Raw genomic sequence first — 23600 nt, forward strand, 5'->3', positions numbered from 1 at the left:
GGTATATAAAAGATTAGCATAATTAATAGTGATGTTTGAAAAATTTATATTTGATATTTATATACTTGCCACCCGAGAGATAATGGTCTACACCTTGCGAAGGTGGCTGCCTAATAAGCGGCAAGCGTAAGCATCGCGCTGCGGGCAATTAAAACTTGCGCGGAAAGGAGATATACCAGGAATTTTCGTATGAATAGTTGAAGTGGCAATGGAATGAGGCTTAGCAAAAACGCCCGGGTGTTGCGATGATAGTGGTTCAGGCGATACAAAAGCAGTAAGGGGGGAATCCCCCCTTTGTTAACTTAGATCACGGCAGTGGTTAGCCGTGACGAACAGCAAAGGCGCCCCTGTTCATCAGAGATTTCGATTTGCCACACCTGGTGACGGGCGCCAACGTGCAGCGCCCGGCACACGCCGCGAACCCTTCCGCTGCGCACCGAACGAATGTGGTTGGCGTTCACCTCCAGCCCCACCACCTTCTGCTCACCTTCGCTGCACAGATAGCCCGCGACCGAACCTAACGTTTCCGCTAAAACCACCGACGCGCCGCCGTGTAGCAGGCCAAACGGCTGATGGGTGCGGCTATCTACCGGCATCGTGGCGATGATGGCGTCGTCGGTCATCGCCTCGAAGCGGATATCCAGCAGACCGACCATATTCCCCTCGCCCATCGCGTTCAGCTGTTCCAGGGTGCTGTGACGTTTCCAAATCATCCCATAATCTCCAGTAGCGCCTGCAGCGGATGGCGCACGCCACTGCCTTCAATACGCTTCACCTGGCTACGACAGGAGTAACCGGTGACCAGGCAGCGATTGCGCGGCAAGCGCTCCATCGCCTGCTGCCACGAGAGCGCGTAGATGGCCAGCGAGTTGGCGTGGTTCTTCACTTCATGACCGTAGGTCCCGGCCATGCCGCAGCAGCCCACGTTAACGTTTTCCAGCTTCGCGCCAAAGCGGGCAAAGATATCCGCCCACTGCCGGGTGGCCGCGGGAAGCGCCGTCACCTCGGTACAGTGGCCAAACAGATACCACGATTCGCCGCCTTTATCTTGAGCTGCGGTTTCCGACAGCACCTGCGGCAGCCACTCGTGCACCAGCATGACGCGGAAATCGCCGCGCTTCTCGCCGAGGACCTGGTTATATTCATCGCGGTAGCAAAGCACCAGCGCCGGATCGACCCCCACCATCGGCATGCCGAGCTCGGCCACCCGGTTAAGGAAATCGGCGGTTTTCTGCGCGGTGCGCGCGAATCGCGTCAGGAAGCCCTTAATATGCTGCGCCTTACCGTTTGGTGAAAACGGCAGCAGTACGGGCTGGTAGCCGACCTTCTCAACCAGGCGAACAAAATCGGCAACCACCTGCGCATCGTAATAGCTGGTAAACGGATCCTGAACCACCAGCACCATTTTCCCTTTCTGCTCTGCGCTCAGCGCTTCCAGCTGCTCCAGCGTGGTGTTCGCCGAACGGTGGCCGACCATCTGCTGCTTCAGCGACGGCACGGAGAGCAGCGGGAGATCGACCATACCGATATGCTTTTCCGACAGCTTGCGCATCCACGGTTTGTTAATAAAGAAGTTAAAGGTCTTCGGCGCATGCGCCATCAGCGGCGCGTAGGATTCAACCGTCGCCACCAAATGGTCGCGGACCGGGCGCAAATAGCGGCTATGGTAAAGCTGGAGGAAACGCGAACGGAATTCCGGGACGTCAATTTTAATCGGGCATTGGGTCGAGCAGGCTTTACAAGCCAGACAGCCGGACATCGCCTCCTTAACCTCATGCGAGAAATCGTACTCTCCTTTCCGCGCGTGCCAGCTATTGCGGGTACGTTCCACCAGGGTACGCAGGCTGGCACGCTTTTCCGGCAGATCTTTTTCCAGCTGATTGGGGTCAATACCGCGGTCCGCCAGCAGCCGCAGCCATTCGCGCACCAGCGTAGCCCGGCCTTTCGGCGAGTGAATACGGTGATTGCTAACCTTCATCGACGGACACATCGGGCTTTTAGCATCAAAGTTGAAGCACAGGCCGTTGCCGTTACACTCCATCGCCCCGCGCCATGAGCTGCGCACGGCGATAGGGATCTGCCGATCGAATGTACCGCGCTTAACCGCATCCACCTTCATCATCGGCGCGTCAACGCCTTCAGGCGGGCAGATCTTACCCGGGTTCAGGCGGTTATCCGGGTCAAAGGCGGCTTTAATCTTGCGCAACTCGCCAAATAACGCTTCGCCAAAGAACGCTGGACTATATTCGGCGCGGAAGCCTTTCCCGTGTTCCCCCCACAGCAGGCCGCCATACTTAGCGGTTAACGCCACAACGTCATCTGAAATGCGCTTCATCAGCATCTCCTGCTGCGGATCGCACATATCCAGCGCCGGACGCACGTGCAGTACGCCGGCATCCACATGGCCAAACATGCCGTAGCTCAGCCCGTGGCCGTCGAGCAGCGCGCGAAATTCCGCAATATAGTCAGCCAGATGCTCCGGCGGCACGCAGGTATCTTCGGCGAACGGTATCGGCTTGGCGGCTCCTTTGGCATTACCCAGCAGGCCGACCGCTTTTTTACGCATCGCGTAGATGCGCTCCACGCCGTCGAGATCGTGACAAACCTGCCAGCCGATGACGCCCGCTTCATTGCGCGACATCAGCTCATCCAGACGCTGGCATAGCCCCGTCACCTGGCTATCAATCAGCTCGACGTCGTCACCGGCGAATTCGACGATATTCAGCCCCAGCATCTCTTTATCCGCCACGTCGGTAATGAGCTCGCTGACCGAATGCCACACGATATCTTCCCGCGCCAGATTAAGCACTTTCGAGTCGACGGTTTCGACCGAGAGCGCCCTGGCTTCAACCATAAACGGCGCGTTACGCAGCGCGGAATTAAAGGAGTCGTACTTCACGTTGACCAGTCGACGCACTTTCGGCAAACGGGTGATATCCAGCCGCGCTTCGGTGATAAACGCCAGCGTCCCTTCGGAACCGGTCAGGATGCGGGTGAGATCGAATTCGCTCATCTCGTCATTAAAGACGTGGCGCAGATCGTAGCCCGTGAGGAAGCGGTTAAGTTTGGGGAATTTATCGATAACCAGTTGGCGCTGCGCTTTACAGCGCTGATAGACGGTGCGGTAAATACGCCCGATTGCCGACTGCTGGGCGCTTAGCGTTTCCGCCAGCGCTACCGGAATCGGCTGCGTATCAAGAATATCGCCACCGATCAGCACCGAGCGCACCCCCAGCACGTGGTCGGACGTTTTGCCGTAGACCAGAGAGCCCTGCCCGGAAGCATCGGTGTTGATCATCCCGCCAAGCGTGGCGCGGTTGCTGGTTGACAACTCCGGCGCAAAAAAGTAGCCGTACGGCTTAAGGAATTGATTCAGCTGGTCTTTAATGACCCCGGCTTCCACCCGCACCCACCCTTCTTCCGGGTTGATTTCTATAATGCGGTTCATATAGCGGGACATATCGACGATGATCCCGGCGTTCAGCGCCTGGCCGTTGGTGCCGGTACCGCCCCCGCGCGGGGTAAAGATCAGTGATTTAAAACGTTCTTCCGCCGCCAGCCTGGCCAGCAGAGCCACGTCCGCCGTGGAACGAGGGAATATAATCGCATCCGGCAACAGTTGATAGACACTGTTATCAGTCGCCATCGTTAGCCTGTCGGCATAGCTGGTGGCGGTATCCCCGGTAAAACCTTGTTGCTCCAGTACCTGCAAAAAATTCAGCACCAGTTGAACGACACCTGGCGCTTGAGAAATCTGTGGGATCATGACGCTCGACCCTGCCTGACTATGTTGTGTTGTAAGTGATTAAACGTTTGCGTAGTGCCCTCAACTTTTTATCACATTTTTTTCATATGCGCCCGCCAGAATTAAGGGCAAAATCAGGCGCGCGAACATATTGATATTATTATCAGTACATGGAATTACGCTGCGTCAGCCTTTTGACGCGACTGCAAAGGTAAAACTTCACTATGATTAACCCCAATCAGCCCCGGGACATACCGCAAGTTCTGCTGTCGGTGCTGTTTTTGTCCCTGATTATTATTTCCTGTCTGTGGGTCGTGCAGCCATTTATCCTGTCATTCGCCTGGGCCGGTACCGTGGTTATCGCCACCTGGCCGGTACTGTTGCGCCTGCAGCGCCTGCTTTTCGGCAAGCGCGCCCTGGCGGTGCTGGTGATGACGCTACTGCTCTTTTTGCTGTTCGTTATCCCTATTGCGCTGCTGGTCAACAGCCTGGTCGATAACAGCACGCCATTAATAAAAGTGATTACCAGCGGCAACTTTACGCCGCCGGATCTGGCGTGGCTAAATAGTGTTCCGCTAATCGGCGATAAACTGTATACCGGCTGGCATAACTTACTGGAGATGGGGGGAACGGCGATTATGGTCAAAATTCGCCCCTATCTTGGCACCACCACCACGTGGTTTGTCGGCCAGGCGGCGCATATTGGCAAGCTGCTGGTCTATTGCGGACTGATGTTGCTGTTCAGCGCCCTGCTGTACTGGCGCGGCGAACAGGTCGCCTATGGCTTCCGTCACTTTGCCACACGCCTGGCGTCCAAACGCGGCGACGCGGCGGTGATCCTCGCCGGACAGGCGATTCGCGCTGTGGCGCTTGGGGTGGTCGTTACCGCGCTGGCCCAGGCGGTGCTTGGCGGTATTGGCCTTGCGGTCAGCGGCGTGCCCTACGCCGCGCTGCTCACCGTGGTGATGATCTTCACCTGCCTCGTCCAGCTGGGACCCCTGCTGGTCCTGGTACCGTCAATTATCTGGCTTTACTGGAGCGGCGATACCACCTGGGGCACCGTGCTGCTGGTCTGGAGCTGCGTCGTCGGCACCATGGATAACTTTATTCGTCCGCTGCTGATTCGCATGGGCGCCGACCTGCCGATGATTCTGATCCTTTCCGGCGTTATCGGCGGCCTGGTGGCGTTCGGCATGATAGGACTGTTTATCGGTCCGGTACTGCTTGCGGTCTCCTGGCGGCTGTATGATGCGTGGGTTAACGAAGCGCCGCCGCCGCCGAAAGACCCCGATCTGGTGCTTGAAGAACTGAGCGAGCTGAATACGCGAGCCTCGCAGGATAAGTAAGCAAAAGGCGGGGAAACCCGCCTTTCCCCATTACGCCCCTGATTACCGTCGGGCGGGACAATCTAAAATATTAAGAAAGACTAATCTATCTCTCACCACATCCCGCATTTCTCTGCCTGCTAACCCTATTTGCTGCACAGATTCTTTACCGTAATTTAACTATTGAGAGGAATCCGATCGACGCAAAAAGCCTCAGTGCCTAGTATTAGCTCACGGTTATAAATCAACATATTGATTTATAAGCATGGAAATCCCCTGAGTGAAACAACGAATTGCTGTGTGTAGTCTTTGCCCATCTCCCACGATGGGCTTTTTTTTGTCCGTAAGCCTGTCGGCTAAAAACAAAAAATCCCCGCCACTGCTGGCGGGGATGGTCTTTTGAGCGAGAATCCGGCGCAAACTTACTTATTCAATTCCGCCAGTCCGAGCCAGGTTTGCACGACCGTATCCGGGTTCAGGGACAGGCTATCGATCCCCTCTTCCATCAGCCAGGCGGCAAAATCTTCGTGGTCAGACGGACCCTGCCCACAGATACCGACATATTTGCCCTGTTTCTTCGCCGCGCGAATGGCCATCGACAGCAGCGCTTTCACCGCGTCGTTACGCTCATCGAACAGTTCTGAGACTACGCCGGAGTCACGGTCCAGGCCCAGCGCCAGCTGCGTCATATCGTTAGAACCGATAGAGAAGCCGTCGAAGTATTCGAGGAACTGTTCAGCCAGCAGTGCATTCGATGGGATTTCACACATCATAATCAGCTTCAGGCCGTTTTCGCCGCGCTTGAGGCCCTGGCGTTCCAGCTCATCAACCACCGCTTTTGCCTGCGCGACGGTGCGGACAAACGGCACCATGATTTCGACGTTGGTCAGCCCCATGTCGTTACGCACCCGTTTAACCGCTTCACACTCCAGCGCGAAGCAGTCGCGGAAGCTTTCGGACACATAGCGACCGGCGCCGCGGAAGCCCAGCATCGGGTTCTCTTCTTCCGGCTCATAACGTTCGCCACCGACCAGATTGGCGTATTCGTTAGATTTAAAGTCGGAAAGACGCACAATCACTCGTTTCGGGAAGAATGCCGCGCCCAGCGTCGAGATCCCTTCCGTCAGGCGGCCGACGTAGAACTCTCTCGGCGAGTCGTAGCCTTTCATCAGCTCGCGGATTTCGTTCTGCAAACCCGGCTCCTGATCGTCGAACTCCAGCAGCGCGCGCGGGTGGACGCCGATCATACGGTTGATGATGAACTCCAGACGCGCCAGGCCTACGCCTTCGTTTGGCAGGCAGGCAAAGTCAAAGGCGCGGTCCGGGTTACCGACGTTCATCATGATTTTCAGCGGCAGATCCGGCATCTCGCCAACGCTGGAGCTCTTCACGCTGAAGTCGAGGATTTCGGCATACACGTAGCCGGTATCACCTTCCGCGCAGGAGACGGTCACGTTCTGGTTTTCCTGGATGCGATCGGTGGCGTTGCCGCAGCCAACTACCGCCGGGATCCCCAGCTCACGCGCGATAATCGCCGCATGACAGGTACGCCCGCCGCGGTTGGTGACGATCGCCGCCGCTTTTTTCATGATCGGTTCCCAGTCCGGGTCGGTCATGTCGGTCACCAGCACGTCGCCGGGCTCGATGCGGTTCATTTCGCTGATATCGTGAATGACCTTTACCGGACCCGCGCCGATACGATGGCCGATAGCGCGCCCTTCCGAAATAATCTGCCCTTGTGCATGGAGGGTATAACGCTCCATGACCTGGCCGCGCGAACGAACGGTTTCCGGACGGGCCTGCACGATAAATAGCTTGCCGGTGTGACCATCCTTCGCCCACTCGATATCCATCGGGCGGTTGTAGTGTTTTTCGATTTGTAGCGCCTGCTGCGCCAGCTCCTGCACTTCCGCATCGGTCAACGAGAAAACGTCGCGCTGCGCCTGCGGCACGTCTTCGATACGCACCTGCTTACCGTGCTCCTGGGTAGGGGCGTAAACCATGCGGATCTTTTTCGACCCCATGGTGCGGCGGACAATGGCCGGACGGCCCGCTTCCAGCGTCGGTTTATGGACGTAGAACTCATCGGGGTTCACCGCCCCCTGCACCACCATTTCGCCGAGCCCCCAGGCGGAGGTGATAAACACCACCTGGTCAAAACCGGATTCGGTATCGATAGAGAACATCACGCCGGACGAGGCCAGATCGGAACGGACCATCCTTTGCACCCCGGCGGAGAGCGCCACCCCGCGATGATCGTATCCCTGATGCACACGGTAGGAAATGGCGCGATCGTTAAACAGCGAAGCAAATACGTGCTTCACCGCGACGAGCACGGCGTCAAAGCCCTGCACGTTAAGGAATGTCTCTTGCTGACCGGCGAAGGAGGCATCTGGCATATCTTCCGCCGTCGCCGAGGAGCGAACGGCAAAAGAGGCCTCAGCGTCATCGGCGGAGAGCTGGGTATAGGCATCACGAATCGCATTTTCCAGTTCGCTCTGGAACGGCGTATCGATGATCCACTGACGGATCTGTGCGCCCGCTTTCGCTAATGCGGAAACGTCGTCAATGTCGGTTTCATCCAGCAGTTCATAAATGCGCTGGTTAACACCGCTTTGGTCCAAAAACTGATTAAAGGCATCAGCGGTGGTGGCAAACCCGTTCGGTACGGAAACGCCCATACCAGACAGATTTGTAATCATTTCACCAAGGGAGGCATTTTTGCCCCCAACCCTGTCTACATCATTCATGCCGAGTTGGTTATACCAAAGCACCAGCGGTGACGAGCCATTGTTGGACATCGAGACAATCCTTTTGTGATTTAATACCAGTGATAAATAATTCACGATCGACTACGAGATTTATCCTGACATATTTATCCAGCTGAAAGAAACGGTGAATCGTTCAAGCAAATTATTTTTTCGTTTTTAGGATTCTTTGCCAGATATAGCTAAGCTAATGATTCTTCAGAAATCTGATCAAATTTGATACAAAAGATACGCAGTTGCAAAAAATGAACTCACCTTTTCATTAAAAATAAAAATAGCGTTTCATTTTTTAAATATGAGACAAAGCCTGGAGCGTTATGCTTAAATTTAATATCTGCTTTCAGACAATTAAACTCATTATACCGGATGGTCAAAATGGAAAGTGCTGTAGATCGCCACGTCTTTTATATTTCCGACGGTACCGCTATTACGGCGGAAGTTCTGGGTCATGCGGTCATGTCGCAATTCCCGGTCGCCACCAGCAGTGTAACCCTGCCGTTTGTCGAAAATATCAGCCGCGCGCGCGCCGTGAAGGAGCAAATAGACGCGATTTTCCAGCAGACCGGTATTCGACCGCTGGTGTTCTACTCCATCGTGCTGCCGGAAATCCGCGACATCATCATACAAAGTGAAGGCTTTTGTCAGGATATCGTTCAGGCGCTGGTGGCCCCTCTGCAGCAGGAATTGCGCCTTGACCCGACGCCAATCGCTCACCGAACCCACGGCCTGACGCCGGGCAACCTCAATAAATACGACGCACGCATCGCCGCTATCGATTATACCCTTGCCCACGATGACGGCATTTCGCTGCGCAACCTCGATCAAGCTCAGGTGATCCTACTCGGCGTTTCGCGCTGCGGGAAAACCCCCACCAGTCTGTACCTGGCGATGCAGTACGGTATCCGCGCCGCCAACTACCCGTTTATCGCCGATGATATGGACAATCTGATTCTTCCGGCCTCCCTCAAGCCGCTACAGCACAAGCTCTTCGGCTTAACGATCAATCCGGAGCGCCTGGCGGCTATCCGTGAAGAGCGACGGGAAAACAGCCGCTATGCTTCTATGCGTCAGTGCCGAATGGAAGTGACCGAAGTTGAAGCGCTTTACCGCAAAAACAAGATACCTTGCCTGAACAGTACCAACTATTCCGTAGAAGAGATCGCCACCAAAATCATGGATATTATGGGGTTGAGCCGCAGAATGTACTAACACACTAGTACACTATTAAAAATTTGTTTATGCTATCACCCGTGGCCTATACAGGATCATGCCCTGCTCTTGCAATAAGCGGGGATTGGTTTATCGTGATGCGCATCACTTCCCGGCATTTTCGCCGCGGAAGAAACAGATTTTTGAGACCCCAATGAATAAAACAGACGAATTGCGTACCGCGCGCATTGAAAGCCTGGTAACGCCCGCGGAACTGGCTCAGCGGCATCCTGTGTCTGCCGAAGTTGCAGCTCACGTCTCCGCTTCGCGCCGCCGCATCGAGAGAATTCTCAACGGTGAGGACCGCCGCCTGCTGGTGGTGATAGGTCCGTGCTCCATCCACGACATTGATGCGGCGATGGAGTATGCGCGCCGCCTGCAGGGCATGCGCGAACGTTACCAGCCGCAGCTGGAAATCGTGATGCGCACCTATTTTGAGAAGCCGCGCACGGTGGTCGGCTGGAAGGGGCTGATCTCCGACCCCGACCTCAACGGCAGCTATCGGGTGAATCACGGCCTCGAGCTGGCGCGTAGCCTGCTGCTGCAGGTCAATGAACTGGGCGTACCGACCGCCACCGAGTTTCTCGATATGGTGACCGGGCAGTTTATTGCCGACTTGATAAGCTGGGGCGCAATCGGCGCACGTACGACCGAGAGCCAAATCCACCGCGAAATGGCCTCTGCGCTCTCTTGCCCGGTAGGCTTTAAGAACGGTACCGATGGCAATACCCGTATCGCCGTAGACGCTATCCGCGCTTCCCGCGCCAGCCACATGTTCCTGTCACCGGATAAGCAGGGGCAAATGACGATCTACCAGACCAGCGGTAATCCTTACGGCCATATCATTATGCGCGGCGGCAAAAAACCGAATTACCATGCTGCCGATATCGCCGCAGCAGGGCAAGCGCTGGCTGAGTTCGACCTACCGGAACAGCTGGTGGTGGATTTTAGCCACGGCAATTGCCAGAAACAGCACCGCCGTCAGCTGGAGGTGTGCGCCGATATCTGCCAGCAGATCCGCGCTGGCTCGACCGCTATCGCCGGGATCATGGCCGAGAGCTTCCTTCAGGAAGGCACGCAGAAGGTGGTCGCCGGCCAGCCGCTGGCCTGGGGGCAGTCGATTACCGATCCCTGCCTGAACTGGGACGATAGCGAACGGCTGCTGGGTGAATTAGCCGCCGCCACCGCCACCCGCCTGTAGTTCCCCTTCCCCGCCGTCTCCGCGGCGGGGTTATTTCCTTCCCTCGTCCGCTCGCTCACCGGCTAAATCGGCTATTTCGATAAATAATGCTTGCCGTGAAAAACAACATTATTGATAATGATTATCATTGTTACCTTTATTTTTATTTTTAGTGCTATGACGCGTATGGATAACACTGCCACAGCAGAAAAAACTAAAGACAATGCCCTGCATCCTGTTCCGACCGACAGAGAGATAAGCAGTCGCACATTATTAGGCACCGAGGGACGAGTGGTGATTGAACACGACGGTCAGCGCTATCTGCTGCGCCAGACCCATTCGGGTAAGCTGATCCTGACCAAATAATTATCCCCGCCGATTAAGGCAGGGATAATAACGACTAGCTGGAACAGCTCACTTCAAGACGCCTTCCCCAGTCAGGAGGACGATTGACATAATCATCCGTCCTGTCGATAAAGGGCTGGGATAGCGCATTATGCAGACGTTCCAGTTCACTCATATCTCCCTGCTCCGCCAGCTCAATTGTCCTCTGCGCAAGCCAGTTGCGCAGCACCAGCGCCGGATTCACGCTGCGCATCCTCACCTGCCTTTGCTCATCGTCAACCAGTTCATCGCGCAGGCGCGCGCGATAATCGGCAAACCAGCTATCGAAGGTCTCGCGGTCGATAAATTCGTCGCGTAGCGGCGAGGCGGCGCTCGCCTGCTCGCTGGCGCTGAGCATCCGGAAGGTCCGCGTATAGTCGCTGCCCTCGCGCGCCATTAAGGCAAACAGACCGTCCAGCAACTCGTTATCTCCTTTTTGCTGGGTAAACAGGCCAAGCTTGTCGCGCATGCGGCGGCCATATGCCGTGAGCAGCGCGTGCTGGTAGCCATCCAGCGCGCCGTTCAGTAACTCCGCGGTGATAAACGGCGACAGCGTCTGCGCCAGGCGTTGCAGATTCCATAGCCCTACCGCCGGCTGATTATCAAAGCTATAGCGCCCCTGATAATCGGAATGGTTACAAATAAATCCCGGCTGGAAATCGTCAAGGAAACCGTACGGACCGTAGTCCATCGTCAGGCCGAGGATCGACATGTTATCGGTATTCATTACCCCGTGCGCAAAGCCGACCGTTTGCCAGCTGGCAATCATCTCAGCCGTTCGAGTGACCACGTCGCTGAACCAGACAATGTACTTATCCGCTTCATTTTGCAGGTGCGGCCAGTGGTGACGAATCACGTAATCCGCCAGTTGCTGTACTTTGAGCGGCTCGCGGCGGTAGTAAAAGTGCTCAAAATGGCCAAAACGTACGTGACTTTCCGCCAGCCGCATCAGCATCGCCCCGCGTTCAGCGGTTTCACGGTATACCGGGGTGTCGCTGGCCACTATCGCCAGCGCGCGGGTGGTGGGAATACCCAGCGCATGCATTGCTTCCGAGGCCAGCCCCTCGCGGATCGTTGAGCGCAGTACCGCCCGTCCGTCACCCATCCGTGAATAGGGAGTGAGCCCGGCACCTTTCAGGTGCCAGTCAAAGCGACGACCGTCCGCGAGCTGCTGTTCGCCGAGCAGAATGCCGCGCCCGTCGCCGAGCTGCCCGGCCCAGGAGCCGAACTGGTGGCCGCTGTATACCTGCGCCAGCGGCGACATTCCCGGCAGCAGCGTTTCGCCGCCCCATACGCCAGCGCCCTTCTCCGGGCTAAATAACGAATCGGCGACGCCCAGCGATCGCGCCAGCGGCGCGTTGTGCCAGACAAGCCGCGCATTCTCCAGCGGCGTGGGGGCTAAAGCAGTGTAAAAATCCGGCAGTTCATCACGCCAGTGGGTAGTAAAAGACAGGGTCATGGTTCCTCCTGCCTTCAGTGTAGTGCTTTCAACAAATTATTAACACGGGGCAAGTACGGGGTTATTGCAATAATAAGCCGCACGGGGGATTGGCCGCGCTTCAGCCTTTGCCCGGTGACGGCTGGCGTTAGATCCTTCGCGCCTGCCAGAATTTTTTATGCCAGTAGACATTATCCAGCGATGAGCGCGTCACGCCCTGGCTGGTGGAGGCGTGGATAAACTGGTTGTCGGTGTCGTAAATACCGACGTGCAGACCACTCTCTCCGGAGCCGGTCTTGAAAAAGACCAGATCGCCGGGCAGCAGTTCGCTCTTATCAATTTTGGTGCCGACCTCCGCCTGCTCACGGGTTTCGCGTGGAAGCTGCAGCGCAAACTTATCGCGAAAGGTCATTAGCACAAACCCGGAGCAATCGACGCCGCGCGGCGACATCCCGCCGTAGCGATAAGGCGCTCCCCGCCAGTTCCTTAACTGCTCATTCAGGTTGGCCACAACGGTAATCGAATCAGCAAGCCGTGGATTTGGCGGCGGCGCCCGGTGACTGCTACAACCCGCCAGAAATAACGCAACACACAAAACGAGCCAGAAACGCATCTCAGACGAATCCTCTGTTCCTTATCCTGTTAGCAGAATAATTTAGCTTGTTTATCAATTCGCTGGCAAGCTGACTGCGTGCTACTGTGACGGAACGAGCATAAGATGACCAGCCACCTCAACTCTCTGGAAGTCCATGGCGTAGGCGGCGGTCAAGTTTTCTTCGTTAAGAACTTCAGCGGTACTACCGCAGGCAATGGTTTTCCCCCGGCAGATCAGCCAGGCGCGATGGGCATGTCGGAGGGTATGATTAAGGTCGTGGCTGCTCATCACGATAGCAACCCCGGATGCACAGAGCTCATTTAATACGCGATCGAGCGCGGACTGCTGCGCCACGTCCAGGCTGTTCATTGGTTCATCCAGCAAGAGCAATTGCCCGGCCGGATTAGCCTGCCGATGAATCTGCAGTATTACCGCCGCCAGCCGCACGCGCTGCCACTCCCCGCCAGAAATGTGATTCACCTGGCGCCCAAGCTTATCGCCTAAGCCCAGTTTCTCCGCGACAGCCGTCAGCAGCGCGTTTTGCGCGTCGTTGTGCAGATGCAGCGACAGATAATGCCAGACCGGCATTGCGAAAGGCGGCATCTGGTGTTGGCTTAAATAGGCCCGATGACGGGCCAGCTCCTGAGCAGGCCAATCCTTCAGAGGGCGTTCATTCAGTTTGACCCGCCCCGGCCCTGTAGAGAGTCCCGCCATACGCGCCAACAGCGTGCTTTTCCCCGCGCCGTTTGGCCCCACCAGGTGAATAATCTCTCCCGGCCGGATTTCCGCTGAAAACGGCGCCAGCCGCCCCGCCTCTTCTACGTCCTGTAGCTGCATCAAAAACGGCATTATTTCGCTAAAGCTCCTTTAATGGCGGCCACCAGCTGCGGGTCATCCGGCGTCATATCCGGTGAGAAACGACCGATAACCTGTCCGTCCCGGCCAATCAGGAATTTTTCAAAGTTCCAAAGAATATCATCTACATACAGCGGAGCCCTGCCTTTACTGGCCATGCGCTCATAAAAACCGCTGCCTTCCGGCGCGACAGCCTGCGGGGCGGCATCAACCAGCTTCTGATACAGAGGCGCGCGATGCTCGCCGTTAACGTCAATTTTGCTGAACATCGGGAAAGTCACGCCGTAGGTGGTGCTACAGAAGGTTTTTATCTCTTCTTCGCTGCCCGGCTCCTGCCCCAGGAACTGGTTGCACGGGAAGCCCAGCACGCTAAACCCTTCACTTTCAAGCCCTTTTTGCAGCGCTTCCAGCTGCTCATACTGCGGCGTCAGGCCGCATTTTGAAGCAACGTTAACGATCAACAGCACTTTACCCGCCCATGGGGCAAGCGTTGTTTTTTCACCATCGATGGTGGTGACTTCAGTATTGAGAATATCGTGTTGCATAGCCTTCCCTCAATGAATAAACCGATTTCTGCTTCAGGTGATCCCTATCTACTGTAGCGGATTCAGACCGGGTCATTCTACTTTGAATCCCCCCGGAGTGTCTCTTGATGTAACAGGCCACACAACATGAATTCATCTCAACACCGGGAGCGCGCAATTCAGTGTACAGTGATGAATGGATGTAATAGCATTTCGTTAATTGTTAATTTAAGAGAGTTTTATTGATGAAGAAGATGTTTAGCACGGTGTTAATTGCGGCCTCCGTCGCGCTGCTGGCAGCCTGCTCACCGGATGAAGATAATAAGATCAAAGTCGCCATTAATACCGGGCCGGATGAGGCTATCTGGAAAGTCGTAGAACAAGTGGCCAAAGAGAAATATAACCTCGACGTGGAGGTTATCTCATTTAATGATTACGTACTGCCGAACGAAGCGCTGAACAATAAAGACGTCGATGCTAACGCCTTCCAGACGCTGCCTTACCTTGAGGCGCAATCAAAAGAGCGCGGCTATAAGTTTGCGATTGTCGGTAAAACCTTCGTCTTCCCGATCGCCGCCTACTCGAAGAAAATCAAAAATATCAGCGAACTGCCTGACGGCGCGACGATTTCCATTTCTAACGAAACCACAACCCTGGGCCGCAGCCTGCTGCTGCTGCAGGCGCAAGGTTTAATCAAGCTAAAAGAAGGGACAGGCTACCTGCCTACGACGCTGGATATTATCGACAATCCTAAACAGCTAAAAATCGTCGAAGTCGACACGCCGCAGCTGACCCGTACCCTTGACGACCCGAATGTCGCCCTGTCGATTATTAATACCAACTTCTCTGCCCAGGCCGGCCTGTCGGCCGCCCGCGATGGCTTATTTATGGAAGGTCCTGACTCTCCGTACGTCAACGCCATCGTTTCACGCGAAGAGAATAAAGACAGCAAAAAGGTTCAGGAGCTGAAAGAGGCCTTCCAGACTCAAGCAGTTGCCGATAAGGCAGCGGAAGTCTACAAAGGCGATGCGATTAAGGGCTGGTAATTAGCCACCGCTTACGGCCGCCCGTTACTGCGGGCGGCCTGATTTTAACAATAACCAGATGAACACCGGCGCACCCAGGGTGGCGGTGACCACACCAATCGGCAATTCCGCCGCCGAGAGCGCCAGACGCGCGACGATATCCGCCCCAAGCAACGCGCTGGCCCCCGCTAACAAACAGGCCGGAAGCAGCGCGCGGTGATCGCTTAAACCACATAAGCGCAGAATATGCGGAATAACCAGACCAATAAAGCCGATCGCGCCCGCCAGCGCCACGCTGACGCCCACCAGCCAACCGGTCGCCACCACCAGCACTTTACGCCATAGCCACAGCGGCAGCCCCAGCTGGCGTGCGGAAACCTCCCCCAGCGCTAACAGATTAAGAGGCTGCGATTGCAGGCACACCCAGGCCAGCGCCGGCAGCAGAGCCAGCATCAGCCACAGCTGCTGCCAGTCCACGCCGCCAAAGCCGCCCATCATCCAGTACATCAGCTGGCGGAGATCGAAAGAAGTTGAGAAGTAGACCGCCCAGGTCATCAGCGCGCTGCATATGATACCGAGCGCCACGCCCGCCAGCAGCAGGCGGCTGGTCGAGAGATGCCGCCTGGCAAAACGCAGTAAAATAAAAGTAATGACCAGCGCGCCAGCGATGGCGCACAGCCCCAGCGCCCAGCCCGGAAGCAGCCCTTTTCCCAGCAAGACGGCGGCTATCAGGCCAACCCCAGCGCCGTTTGATACCCCCAGCAGCCCGGGCTCCGCCAGCGGGTTTTCAAACAGCGCCTGCATAATCGCCCCGGACAGCGCCAGCGCGGCCCCCACTAATAGGACGGCCAGAGTGCGCGGCAGACGGATCTGCCAGATAAACAGCTCACCTTTGGCGCTAAACCACTCGGCGGGGCCAATCCACTGGTCGCCCGCGCACAGGCTGATGGTCGACGTAACCAACAGCAGCAACGTTAATACCGCAAGCCAACGCCGATTGCGGCGCCGTTGAATTTGAGCAAAGGTCAGCATAGTTTTCTGAATCGAGAAAAAGGATGTGATTGATTTTACGGTATTCGGCCAGGAAAAGAAAAAAGGCCGCATAGCGGCCTTTTTAGTTAGTTCAGATTATTTGTCTCTGGGTGACGCATTTTCGACACGGCTTTTTAGCTTCTGGCCAGGTCTGAAAGTCACCACTCGCCGGGCTGTAATAGGGATATCCTCTCCCGTTTTCGGGTTACGGCCCGGGCGTTGGTTCTTATCTCGCAAATCGAAGTTGCCGAACCCGGAGAGTTTTACCTGTTCTCCGTTTTCCAGAGCGCGACGGACCTCTTCGAAAAACAACTCTACCAGCTCTTTGGCATCCCGCTTGCTAAGCCCAAGCTTATCAAACAGATATTCTGACATTTCAGCTTTTGTAAGCGCCATAGGTTCAATCCCTCAATGATGCCTGGAATCGCTCTTTCAATGCCTCTACACATTTGGCGACGGTAGCGGCAATCTCCTCTTCTTCGAGTGTACGGCTGGTATCCTGGAGGATAAGGCTGATAGCGAGGCTCTTGAAACCTTCTGCTACGCCCTTGCCGCGGTACACGTCAAATAAGTTTACGCCAACTACCTGATTTACGCCAACTTTCTTACACTCGGCTAAAACATCGGCAGCGGGAACGTTTTCTGCCACAACGACGGCGATGTCGCGACGGTTCGCCGGGAAGCGAGAAACTTCATGCGCCTGAGGCACCACGCGGTCTGCAAGCTTGTTCCACTCCAGTTCAAAGACCAACGTGCGACCGTTCAGATCCAGCTTACGTTCCAGCTCAGGATGAACAACCCCAATAAAACCAATACGTTCACCTTTCAGATAAATCGCCGCCGACTGGCCCGGATGAAGCGCATTATTGGCTTCGATGCGGAATTCGATGTCGGACAGCTTACCGGTGAGGTCGAGGACCGACTCCAGATCGCCTTTTAAATCATAGAAATCGACGGTTTCTTTTGCCAGGTTCCAGTGTTCTTCATAACGGTTACCGCAAATCACGCCAGCCAGCATCACATCCTGACGAATGCCCAGCGGAGCCTGAGTATCAGGAACAAAGCGTAAACCGCTCTCAAAGATGCGCACGCGAGTCTGCTGACGATTCTGGTTGTAGACCACCGTCCCTAACAGGCCGGTCCACAATGATAGGCGCATCGCCGACATTTCGCTGGAGATCGGGCTCGGCAGAATCAGCGCTTCTTCGCCGGCGTGGATCCACTGCTGTACTTTCGGATCAACGAAGCTGTAGGTAATCACTTCCTGATAGCCATTGTCGTTGAGCAGCGTTTTCACGCGTTTAAGCGACAGATCCGCTTCGCGGTGGGTGCCCATGATCAGGCCCGCTTGCACCGGTTCGTCAGGAATATTGTTATAGCCATAGACGCGGGCGACTTCTTCGACCAGGTCCTCTTCGATGGCAATATCGAAACGCCAGCTCGGCGCGACGGCATGCCACTCGTCCTGGCCTTCGGTGACTTCACAGCCCAGACGTCGCAGAATATCGCTCACCTGCGCATCCTCAACGTGGTGACCGATCAGACGATCCAGCTTGCTGCGGCGAAGCCTGATGGTCGCAGGCTTCGGCAGGGTCGCTTCGTTGGTGACGTCAATAATCGGGCCAGCTTCGCCGCCGCAAATATCCATCAGCAGGCGGGTCGCACGCTCCATAGCCTGATACTGCAACGCGGAGTCCACGCCGCGCTCGTAGCGGTGGGAAGCATCGGTATGCAGACCATGGCGACGGGCGCGACCGGTAATGGACAGCGGGCTGAAGAACGCGCATTCCAGCAGAACGTTTTGCGTTTCATCGTTTACGCCGGAGTGCTCGCCGCCGAAAATCCCCCCCATTGCCAGAGCTTTCTGATGGTCAGCAATCACCAGAGTATCGGTGTCCAGCTTAGCCTCGGAGCCGTCCAGCAGAACCAGGGTTTCCCCTTCATGCGCCATACGCACGATAATTCCGCCTTCAATGCGGTCTTTATCGAAGGCGTGCATCGGCTGACCCAGCTCAAGCAATACGTAGTTGGTCACATCAACCACCGCATCGATGGAGCGAATACCGCAACGGCGCAGCTTCTCTTTCATCCATAATGGGGTCGGTGCTTTGACATTAATGCCTTTTACCACGCGCCCCAGATAGCGCGGACATGCTTCCGGCGCATCGACCTGGATTGGCAGAACGTCATTGACGGTGGCGGCTACCGGGGGCATTTCCGGGACATTCAACGGCGCCTTGTTGAGCACGGCGACATCGCGAGCCACGCCGATAATACCGAGACAATCGGCACGGTTCGGCGTGACGCTGATTTCGATAGTGTTATCGTCGAGCTTCAGATATTCACGGATGTCGGTACCCAGCGGCGCATCGGCGGGCAGTTCAATAATACCGCTGTGATCGTCGGAAATACCCAGTTCCGAGAAGGAGCACAGCATACCTTCCGACGGCTCACCGCGCAGCTTTGCCGCTTTAATTTTAAAATCGCCCGGCAGTACGGCGCCGATGGTCGCAACGGCAACCTTAAGGCCCTGACGGCAGTTCGGCGCGCCGCAGACGATATCCAGCAGACGTTCGCCGCCGACGTTGATTTTTGTCACGCGCAGCTTGTCGGCATTAGGGTGCTGAGCGCACTCGACCACTTCGCCAACAACAACGCCGTTAAAACTGCCCGCGACCGGCTCAACGCCGTCAACCTCAAGCCCGGCCATCGTTATCTGGTCCGACAGCGCTTCGCTATCGATAGCTGGGTTAACCCACTCGCGTAACCACAGTTCACTGAATTTCATTGTTCTGTCCTGCCCTTATTTAAACTGTTTGAGGAAACGCAGATCGTTTTCGAAGAACGCGCGTAAGTCGGTCACGCCGTAGCGCAGCATGGTCAGACGCTCCATACCCATGCCGAAGGCAAAGCCGGAATAGATTTCCGGATCGATACCCACGTTGCGCAGTACGTTTGGATGCACCATACCGCAGCCGAGCACTTCCAGCCATTTGCCGTTTTTGCCCATGACGTCAACTTCCGCAGAGGGCTCGGTGAACGGGAAATAGGACGGACGAAAACGAATCTGTAGATCTTCTTCAAAGAAGTTACGCAGGAAATCGTGCAGCGTTCCCTTCAGGTTGGTGAAGCTGATGTTGGTATCAACAATCAGGCCTTCCATCTGATGGAACATTGGGGTGTGGGTCTGATCGTAGTCGTTACGATAGACGCGACCTGGCGCAATAATGCGGATCGGCGGCTGCTGGTTAGCCATGGTGCGGATCTGTACGCCTGAGGTTTGCGTACGCAGCAGGCGCGTCGCATCAAACCAGAAAGTGTCGTGGTCAGCGCGTGCCGGATGGTGGCCAGGAATATTCAGCGCATCGAAGTTGTGGTAGTCATCTTCGATTTCCGGACCAGTCGCGACGGTAAAGCCGAGCTCACCGAAGAAACTTTCGATACGGTCGATAGTACGGGTCACCGGATGCAGGCCACCGTTCTCAATACGACGACCCGGCAGAGAGACATCGATGGTTTCCGAGGCCAGGCGCGCGTTAAGCGCAGCACTTTCAAGCGCTGACTTACGCACGTTAAGCGCCTGCTGGACCTGCTCTTTCGCTTCGTTGATAACCGCGCCGGCTGCCGGACGCTCTTCAGCAGGCAGCTCGCGCAGGGTCGTCATCTGAAGGGTCAAAAGCCCTTTTTTACCCAGGTATTCCACGCGGACGTTGTCCAGCGCAGCAACATCTGATGCCTCGTTAATGGCTGCCTTCGCACTGGCAACCAGCTCTGCGAGATGTGACATGGTTTTCCTCATTATGTCGGTGCAGACACCGGTTATGGTTATTATTTTGCTCTCACTATTTCGAGCCGCAGACCGTAGGTAATCCTTCATTTGACCGAATGATTCAGGTCAACCCACGCGTCTGGAGCTTGAAATAGAACGAGCCAGTTCAGATACAAAAAAAGCCTCCACAGGGGGAGGCTTTTTGGCGCTGTTTTCCGTTTCTTCTTTCACGCGCTAGCCTCCTGAGTTCAGGTGCTAAAGTAAAAAAAGAAGCGGAAAATAGCAGCATTCATGCTTGCATTACCTTGTCTGATAAAAAACGTAAGACTGGTATTGAAAAGCCTACGCGAATAAAAGTCAATGGATTGATAGCCTTGAAACGAAAAGAGGGAGACAAGCTCCCTCTTTCAACTGGCTTATGCCAGAGCTGCTTTCGCTTTTTCGACCAGCGCGGTGAACGCTAATTTGTCGAATACGGCGATGTCAGCCAGGATCTTACGGTCGATTTCAACAGAGGCTTTTTTCAGGCCGTTGATGAATTTGCTGTAAGAAATACCGTTCTGACGTGCTGCTGCGTTGATACGCGCAATCCACAGTTGACGGAACTGACGCTTTTTCTGACGACGGTCACGATAAGCGTACTGACCAGCTTTGATAACAGCCTGGAAGGCAACGCGGTATACGCGAGAACGCGCACCGTAGTAGCCTTTAGCTTGTTTCAAAATTTTCTTGTGACGTGCACGGGCAACTACACCACGTTTTACGCGAGCCATATGTGCTCTCCTGTATCTATTCTAATTAAAAAGTTAAAAGGGTTAACGACTTATGCGTACGGCAGGCACGCGATGACCAGGCCCAGATCGCCTTTAGAAACCATGGCTTTCGGACGCAGGTGACGTTTACGCTTAGTAGCTTTTTTGGTCAGAATGTGACGCAGGTTAGCGTGCTTGTGCTTAAAACCACCTTTACCGGTTTTTTTGAAGCGCTTAGCAGCACCGCGTACGGTCTTAATTTTTGGCATTTTAATAACTTCCACTTCGCATTGTTAATAAACGAAACATAGGCGAGCAACAGCTGCGGAACCTAAAGGCTCCACAGACATTGCTACTTGAAGGCCTTACTGTTTCTTCTTAGGAGCGAGCACCATGATCATCTGACGGCCTTCGATCTTCGTTGGGAAGGATTCGACTACTGCCAGTTCACTCAGATCGTCACGGACGCGGGTAAGCACTTCCATCCCGATCTGCTGGTGAGCCATCTCACGGCCGCGGAAACGCAGCGTGATCTTAGCTTTATCACCCTCTTCCAGAAAGCGAACCAGGCTGCGGAGTTTTACCTGGTAGTCGCCATCATCGGTGCCAGGTCGGAATTTGATTTCCTTGACCTGAATAACTTTTTGCTTTTTCTTCTGTTCCTTAGAAGACTTGCTCTTTTCATAAAGGAACTTGCCGTAGTCCATGATACGACAAACTGGCGGTTCGGCGTTAGGGCTGATCTCAACTAAATCTACTCCAGCTTCTTCAGCTTTTTCGATAGCTTCTCTCAGACTCACAATACCCAAAGCTTCGCCTTCCAGACCTGTTAAGCGAACTTCCAGGGCGCGAATCTCGCCATTGATACGATTCGGACGTGCCGTTTGAACTCGTTTTCCGCCTTTAATACCTTATTCCTCCAGTTGTTTTAGACTGCGGCTGCGAATCTCTTGTTGCAGCTTCTCGATAACTTCATTTACGTCCAGGCTGCCCAAGTCTTTGCCACGACGGGTACGCACGGCAACTTTGCCAGCTTCTACCTCTTTGTCGCCACAGACCAACATGTAAGGGACACGACGTAAAGTGTGCTCGCGGATTTTAAAGCCTATCTTCTCATTTCTCAAGTCTGCTTTTACGCGAATGCCTGCATTTTGTAGTTTACGCGTCAATTCGTTAACGTATTCAGCCTGAGAATCAGTAATATTCATAACCACAACCTGCACTGGCGCAAGCCAGCTTGGGAAGAAGCCGGCAAACTCTTCGGTCAGGATGCCAATAAAGCGCTCCAGCGAACCAAGAATAGCACGGTGAATCATTACCGGTACCTGGCGTTCATTATTTTCGCCAACATAGGAGGCGCTTAAACGCTGCGGCAAGGAGAAGTCCAGCTGTACAGTACCGCACTGCCATGCACGATCGAGGCAGTCATACAGGGTAAATTCAATTTTCGGGCCGTAGAAGGCGCCTTCACCCAGTTGATATTCAAACGGGATATTGTTCTCTTCAAGCGCCACCGCCAGATCCGCTTCAGCACGATCCCATGTCTCATCGCTACCGATGCGTTTTTCCGGGCGAGTTGACAGCTTGACGACGATTTTCTCGAAGCCGAAGGTGCTGTACATATCGTAGACCATACGAATACAGGCGTTAACTTCATCACGAACCTGATCTTCAGTACAGAAAATGTGGGCATCGTCCTGAGTAAATCCGCGTACGCGCATCAGGCCATGCAGCGCGCCTGACGGCTCATTGCGATGGCAGCTACCGAATTCAGCCATACGTAATGGCAGATCGCGGTAGGATTTCAGGCCCTGGTTGAAGATCTGCACGTGACCCGGGCAGTTCATCGGCTTGATGCAGTATTCACGGTTCTCGGAAGAAGTGGTAAACATCGCATCTTTATAGTTGTCCCAGTGGCCGGTTTTTTCCCACAGCACGCGGTCCATCATAAACGGGCCTTTAACTTCCTGATACTGGTACTCTTTCAGCTTAGAACGCACAAAAGTTTCCAGTTCGCGGAAGATAGTCCAGCCGTCGTTATGCCAGAACACCATACCCGGCGCCTCTTCCTGCATATGATACAGATCGAGCTGCTTACCGATTTTACGGTGATCGCGCTTAGCGGCTTCTTCCAGACGCTGCAGATAGGCATTAAGCGCTTTTTTATCTGCCCAGGCGGTACCGTAGATGCGCTGCAGCATTTTATTGTTGCTATCGCCGCGCCAGTAGGCGCCCGCGGTCTTCATCAGTTTGAAGTGATGGCAGAAACGCATATTCGGCACATGCGGCCCACGGCACATGTCGACATATTCTTCGTGATGATACAAGCCGGGCTTATCATCATGAGCAATGTTTTCATCAAGAATAGAGACTTTATAGCTCTCGCCGCGCTTCACAAAGGTTTCACGCGCTTCGTGCCAGCTGACTTTCTTCTTAATAACGTCGTAGTTTTTCTCGGCGAGCTCATGCATGCGTTTTTCGAGCGCGTCGATATCTTCCTGGGTCAGGGTATGGTCCAGATCGACATCATAGTAGAAACCATTGTCGACAACCGGGCCGATCGCCATTTTGGTATTTGGCCACAGCTGTTTAATCGCATGTCCCAAAAGGTGCGCACAGGAGTGACGAATAATCTCAAGTCCATCTTCATCTTTCGCGGTGATGATAGAGAGCGTTGCGTCGTTTTCAATTAAGTCACAGGCGTCAACCAGCTCGCCATTGACACGACCAGCGATGGTGGCTTTCGCCAGACCGGGGCCAATATCCAGAGCGACGTCCATCGGGCTCACAGCGTGATCAAAATGGCGTTGGCTGCCATCAGGAAGCGTAATTACAGGCATTTCATGTCCTTATTTGCAGTGGTGCCCCACACGAAAGAGCACATACAAAACAATATAATCATAATTATCAACAAGTTCAGACCCAGTTCCCGCTTCACTCTGCGAAAATGTGTGCACGCTCGTTCAACGACACGTCCCCACCTGCAGCCGCCTGTTGAT

The 23600-nt window shown here is 54.8% G+C and carries 21 protein-coding genes, 1 other RNA gene and 1 other annotated feature; of the genes, 6 read left to right on the plus strand and 16 right to left on the minus strand.

Annotated elements, in window-relative coordinates:
• Window positions 1-302 precede the first annotated feature (302 nt).
• Window positions 303-713 (minus strand): 1,4-dihydroxy-2-naphthoyl-CoA hydrolase, encoded by a 411-nt coding sequence (menI, locus tag KCG39_RS07405; protein WP_142468165.1) that lies wholly within the window; start codon window positions 711-713, stop codon window positions 303-305.
• A complete protein-coding gene (ydiJ, locus tag KCG39_RS07410) occupies window positions 710-3766 on the minus strand; it encodes a D-2-hydroxyglutarate dehydrogenase YdiJ (protein WP_211811578.1) in 3057 nt (1018 codons plus the stop codon). Before ydiJ ends, menI begins: the two co-directional genes overlap by 4 nt.
• Window positions 3767-3969: 203 nt before the next feature.
• Here ydiJ and ydiK point away from each other — a divergent pair, with 203 nt between their 5' ends.
• A complete protein-coding gene (gene ydiK, locus KCG39_RS07415; RefSeq protein ID WP_004119143.1) occupies window positions 3970-5091 on the plus strand; it encodes an AI-2E family transporter YdiK in 1122 nt (373 codons plus the stop codon).
• Between the two features lie 212 nt (window positions 5092-5303).
• Window positions 5304-5411: antisense sRNA RprA (gene rprA / locus KCG39_RS07420), an RNA gene on the plus strand.
• A gap of 81 nt (window positions 5412-5492) precedes the next feature.
• Here the strand turns inward: rprA and ppsA are convergent.
• On the minus strand, window positions 5493-7871 hold the full coding sequence (ppsA, locus tag KCG39_RS07425) for a phosphoenolpyruvate synthase (RefSeq protein WP_049114193.1): 2379 nt from the start codon (window positions 7869-7871) through the stop codon (window positions 5493-5495).
• A gap of 342 nt (window positions 7872-8213) precedes the next feature.
• On the opposite strand from ppsA, the gene ppsR reads away from it, so the two are divergent.
• From ppsR to hemP, 3 genes are all read left to right on the plus strand, one after another.
• Window positions 8214-9047, plus strand: coding sequence for a posphoenolpyruvate synthetase regulatory kinase/phosphorylase PpsR (ppsR, locus tag KCG39_RS07430; RefSeq protein WP_004119141.1), 834 nt, complete (start codon window positions 8214-8216; stop codon window positions 9045-9047).
• A 154-nt stretch (window positions 9048-9201) separates the two neighbouring features.
• Window positions 9202-10248, plus strand: coding sequence for a 3-deoxy-7-phosphoheptulonate synthase AroH (aroH, locus tag KCG39_RS07435; protein WP_004119140.1), 1047 nt, complete (start codon window positions 9202-9204; stop codon window positions 10246-10248).
• 165 nt (window positions 10249-10413) lie between these two features.
• Entirely contained in the window at window positions 10414-10593 is a 180-nt protein-coding gene (gene hemP, locus KCG39_RS07440; RefSeq protein ID WP_176690148.1) for a hemin uptake protein HemP, read from the plus strand.
• 34 nt (window positions 10594-10627) lie between these two features.
• Here the strand turns inward: hemP and selO are convergent, their stop codons facing one another.
• The 4 genes from selO to KCG39_RS07460 all read right to left on the minus strand — a co-directional run bounded on the left by selO (window position 10628) and on the right by KCG39_RS07460 (window position 14044).
• Window positions 10628-12070 carry a protein adenylyltransferase SelO gene (selO, locus tag KCG39_RS07445; protein WP_112166903.1) on the minus strand — a complete coding sequence of 481 codons (1443 nt, stop codon included), beginning with the start codon at window positions 12068-12070 and terminating at the stop codon, window positions 10628-10630.
• Between the two features lie 127 nt (window positions 12071-12197).
• Complete coding sequence (locus KCG39_RS07450) at window positions 12198-12662, minus strand: C40 family peptidase (protein ID WP_004119135.1); 465 nt, start codon at window positions 12660-12662, stop codon at window positions 12198-12200.
• Window positions 12663-12743: 81 nt separating this feature from the next.
• On the minus strand, window positions 12744-13493 hold the full coding sequence (gene btuD / locus KCG39_RS07455) for a vitamin B12 ABC transporter ATP-binding protein BtuD (RefSeq protein WP_049114189.1): 750 nt from the start codon (window positions 13491-13493) through the stop codon (window positions 12744-12746).
• A complete protein-coding gene (locus KCG39_RS07460) occupies window positions 13493-14044 on the minus strand; it encodes a glutathione peroxidase (protein ID WP_004119130.1) in 552 nt (183 codons plus the stop codon). Before KCG39_RS07460 ends, btuD begins: the two co-directional genes overlap by 1 nt.
• 224 nt (window positions 14045-14268) lie before the next feature.
• On the opposite strand from KCG39_RS07460, the gene KCG39_RS07465 reads away from it, so the two are divergent.
• Window positions 14269-15069 carry a MetQ/NlpA family ABC transporter substrate-binding protein gene (locus KCG39_RS07465; protein ID WP_004119129.1) on the plus strand — a complete coding sequence of 267 codons (801 nt, stop codon included), beginning with the start codon at window positions 14269-14271 and terminating at the stop codon, window positions 15067-15069.
• A gap of 24 nt (window positions 15070-15093) precedes the next feature.
• Here the strand turns inward: KCG39_RS07465 and btuC are convergent, their stop codons facing one another.
• From btuC to thrS, 9 genes are all read right to left on the minus strand, one after another.
• Window positions 15094-16080 (minus strand): vitamin B12 ABC transporter permease BtuC, encoded by a 987-nt coding sequence (btuC, locus tag KCG39_RS07470; RefSeq protein ID WP_032742109.1) that lies wholly within the window; start codon window positions 16078-16080, stop codon window positions 15094-15096.
• Window positions 16081-16176: 96 nt separating this feature from the next.
• Window positions 16177-16476 carry an integration host factor subunit alpha gene (gene ihfA / locus KCG39_RS07475; protein WP_004102960.1) on the minus strand — a complete coding sequence of 100 codons (300 nt, stop codon included), beginning with the start codon at window positions 16474-16476 and terminating at the stop codon, window positions 16177-16179.
• Between the two features lie 4 nt (window positions 16477-16480).
• Entirely contained in the window at window positions 16481-18868 is a 2388-nt protein-coding gene (pheT, locus tag KCG39_RS07480) for a phenylalanine--tRNA ligase subunit beta (RefSeq protein WP_211811579.1), read from the minus strand.
• Window positions 18869-18883: 15 nt separating this feature from the next.
• Complete coding sequence (pheS, locus tag KCG39_RS07485) at window positions 18884-19867, minus strand: phenylalanine--tRNA ligase subunit alpha (RefSeq protein WP_004119126.1); 984 nt, start codon at window positions 19865-19867, stop codon at window positions 18884-18886.
• A 154-nt stretch (window positions 19868-20021) separates the two neighbouring features.
• Window positions 20022-20147 (minus strand) — a sequence feature (Phe leader region).
• Window positions 20098-20142 (minus strand): pheST operon leader peptide PheM, encoded by a 45-nt coding sequence (gene pheM / locus KCG39_RS07490; protein WP_001386830.1) that lies wholly within the window; start codon window positions 20140-20142, stop codon window positions 20098-20100. Its footprint overlaps the feature before it by 45 nt.
• A gap of 118 nt (window positions 20148-20265) precedes the next feature.
• Entirely contained in the window at window positions 20266-20622 is a 357-nt protein-coding gene (gene rplT / locus KCG39_RS07495) for a 50S ribosomal protein L20 (protein ID WP_004102963.1), read from the minus strand.
• 50 nt (window positions 20623-20672) lie between these two features.
• Entirely contained in the window at window positions 20673-20870 is a 198-nt protein-coding gene (gene rpmI, locus KCG39_RS07500; RefSeq protein ID WP_001124225.1) for a 50S ribosomal protein L35, read from the minus strand.
• Window positions 20871-20966: 96 nt separating this feature from the next.
• Window positions 20967-21509 carry a translation initiation factor IF-3 gene (gene infC / locus KCG39_RS07505; protein ID WP_071830666.1) on the minus strand — a complete coding sequence of 181 codons (543 nt, stop codon included), beginning with the start codon at window positions 21507-21509 and terminating at the stop codon, window positions 20967-20969.
• A 3-nt stretch (window positions 21510-21512) separates the two neighbouring features.
• Entirely contained in the window at window positions 21513-23441 is a 1929-nt protein-coding gene (gene thrS, locus KCG39_RS07510; protein ID WP_004102966.1) for a threonine--tRNA ligase, read from the minus strand.
• Between the last annotated feature and the right edge of the window lie 159 nt (window positions 23442-23600).

Source organism: Klebsiella pasteurii, assembly GCF_018139045.1.
Taxonomy (GTDB): domain Bacteria; phylum Pseudomonadota; class Gammaproteobacteria; order Enterobacterales; family Enterobacteriaceae; genus Klebsiella; species Klebsiella grimontii.

Coding starts and splice junctions, on each gene's coding strand:
- menI (WP_142468165.1), bottom strand. CDS start 713: ATGATTTGGAAACGTCACAGCACCCTGGAACAGCTGAACGCGATGGGC.
- ydiJ (WP_211811578.1), bottom strand. CDS start 3,766: ATGATCCCACAGATTTCTCAAGCGCCAGGTGTCGTTCAACTGGTGCTG.
- ydiK (WP_004119143.1), top strand. CDS start 3,970: ATGATTAACCCCAATCAGCCCCGGGACATACCGCAAGTTCTGCTGTCG.
- ppsA (WP_049114193.1), bottom strand. CDS start 7,871: ATGTCCAACAATGGCTCGTCACCGCTGGTGCTTTGGTATAACCAACTC.
- ppsR (WP_004119141.1), top strand. CDS start 8,214: ATGGAAAGTGCTGTAGATCGCCACGTCTTTTATATTTCCGACGGTACC.
- aroH (WP_004119140.1), top strand. CDS start 9,202: ATGAATAAAACAGACGAATTGCGTACCGCGCGCATTGAAAGCCTGGTA.
- hemP (WP_176690148.1), top strand. CDS start 10,414: ATGGATAACACTGCCACAGCAGAAAAAACTAAAGACAATGCCCTGCAT.
- selO (WP_112166903.1), bottom strand. CDS start 12,070: ATGACCCTGTCTTTTACTACCCACTGGCGTGATGAACTGCCGGATTTT.
- KCG39_RS07450 (WP_004119135.1), bottom strand. CDS start 12,662: ATGCGTTTCTGGCTCGTTTTGTGTGTTGCGTTATTTCTGGCGGGTTGT.
- btuD (WP_049114189.1), bottom strand. CDS start 13,493: ATGCCGTTTTTGATGCAGCTACAGGACGTAGAAGAGGCGGGGCGGCTG.
- KCG39_RS07460 (WP_004119130.1), bottom strand. CDS start 14,044: ATGCAACACGATATTCTCAATACTGAAGTCACCACCATCGATGGTGAA.
- KCG39_RS07465 (WP_004119129.1), top strand. CDS start 14,269: ATGAAGAAGATGTTTAGCACGGTGTTAATTGCGGCCTCCGTCGCGCTG.
- btuC (WP_032742109.1), bottom strand. CDS start 16,080: ATGCTGACCTTTGCTCAAATTCAACGGCGCCGCAATCGGCGTTGGCTT.
- ihfA (WP_004102960.1), bottom strand. CDS start 16,476: ATGGCGCTTACAAAAGCTGAAATGTCAGAATATCTGTTTGATAAGCTT.
- pheT (WP_211811579.1), bottom strand. CDS start 18,868: ATGAAATTCAGTGAACTGTGGTTACGCGAGTGGGTTAACCCAGCTATC.
- pheS (WP_004119126.1), bottom strand. CDS start 19,867: ATGTCACATCTCGCAGAGCTGGTTGCCAGTGCGAAGGCAGCCATTAAC.
- rplT (WP_004102963.1), bottom strand. CDS start 20,622: ATGGCTCGCGTAAAACGTGGTGTAGTTGCCCGTGCACGTCACAAGAAA.
- rpmI (WP_001124225.1), bottom strand. CDS start 20,870: ATGCCAAAAATTAAGACCGTACGCGGTGCTGCTAAGCGCTTCAAAAAA.
- thrS (WP_004102966.1), bottom strand. CDS start 23,441: ATGCCTGTAATTACGCTTCCTGATGGCAGCCAACGCCATTTTGATCAC.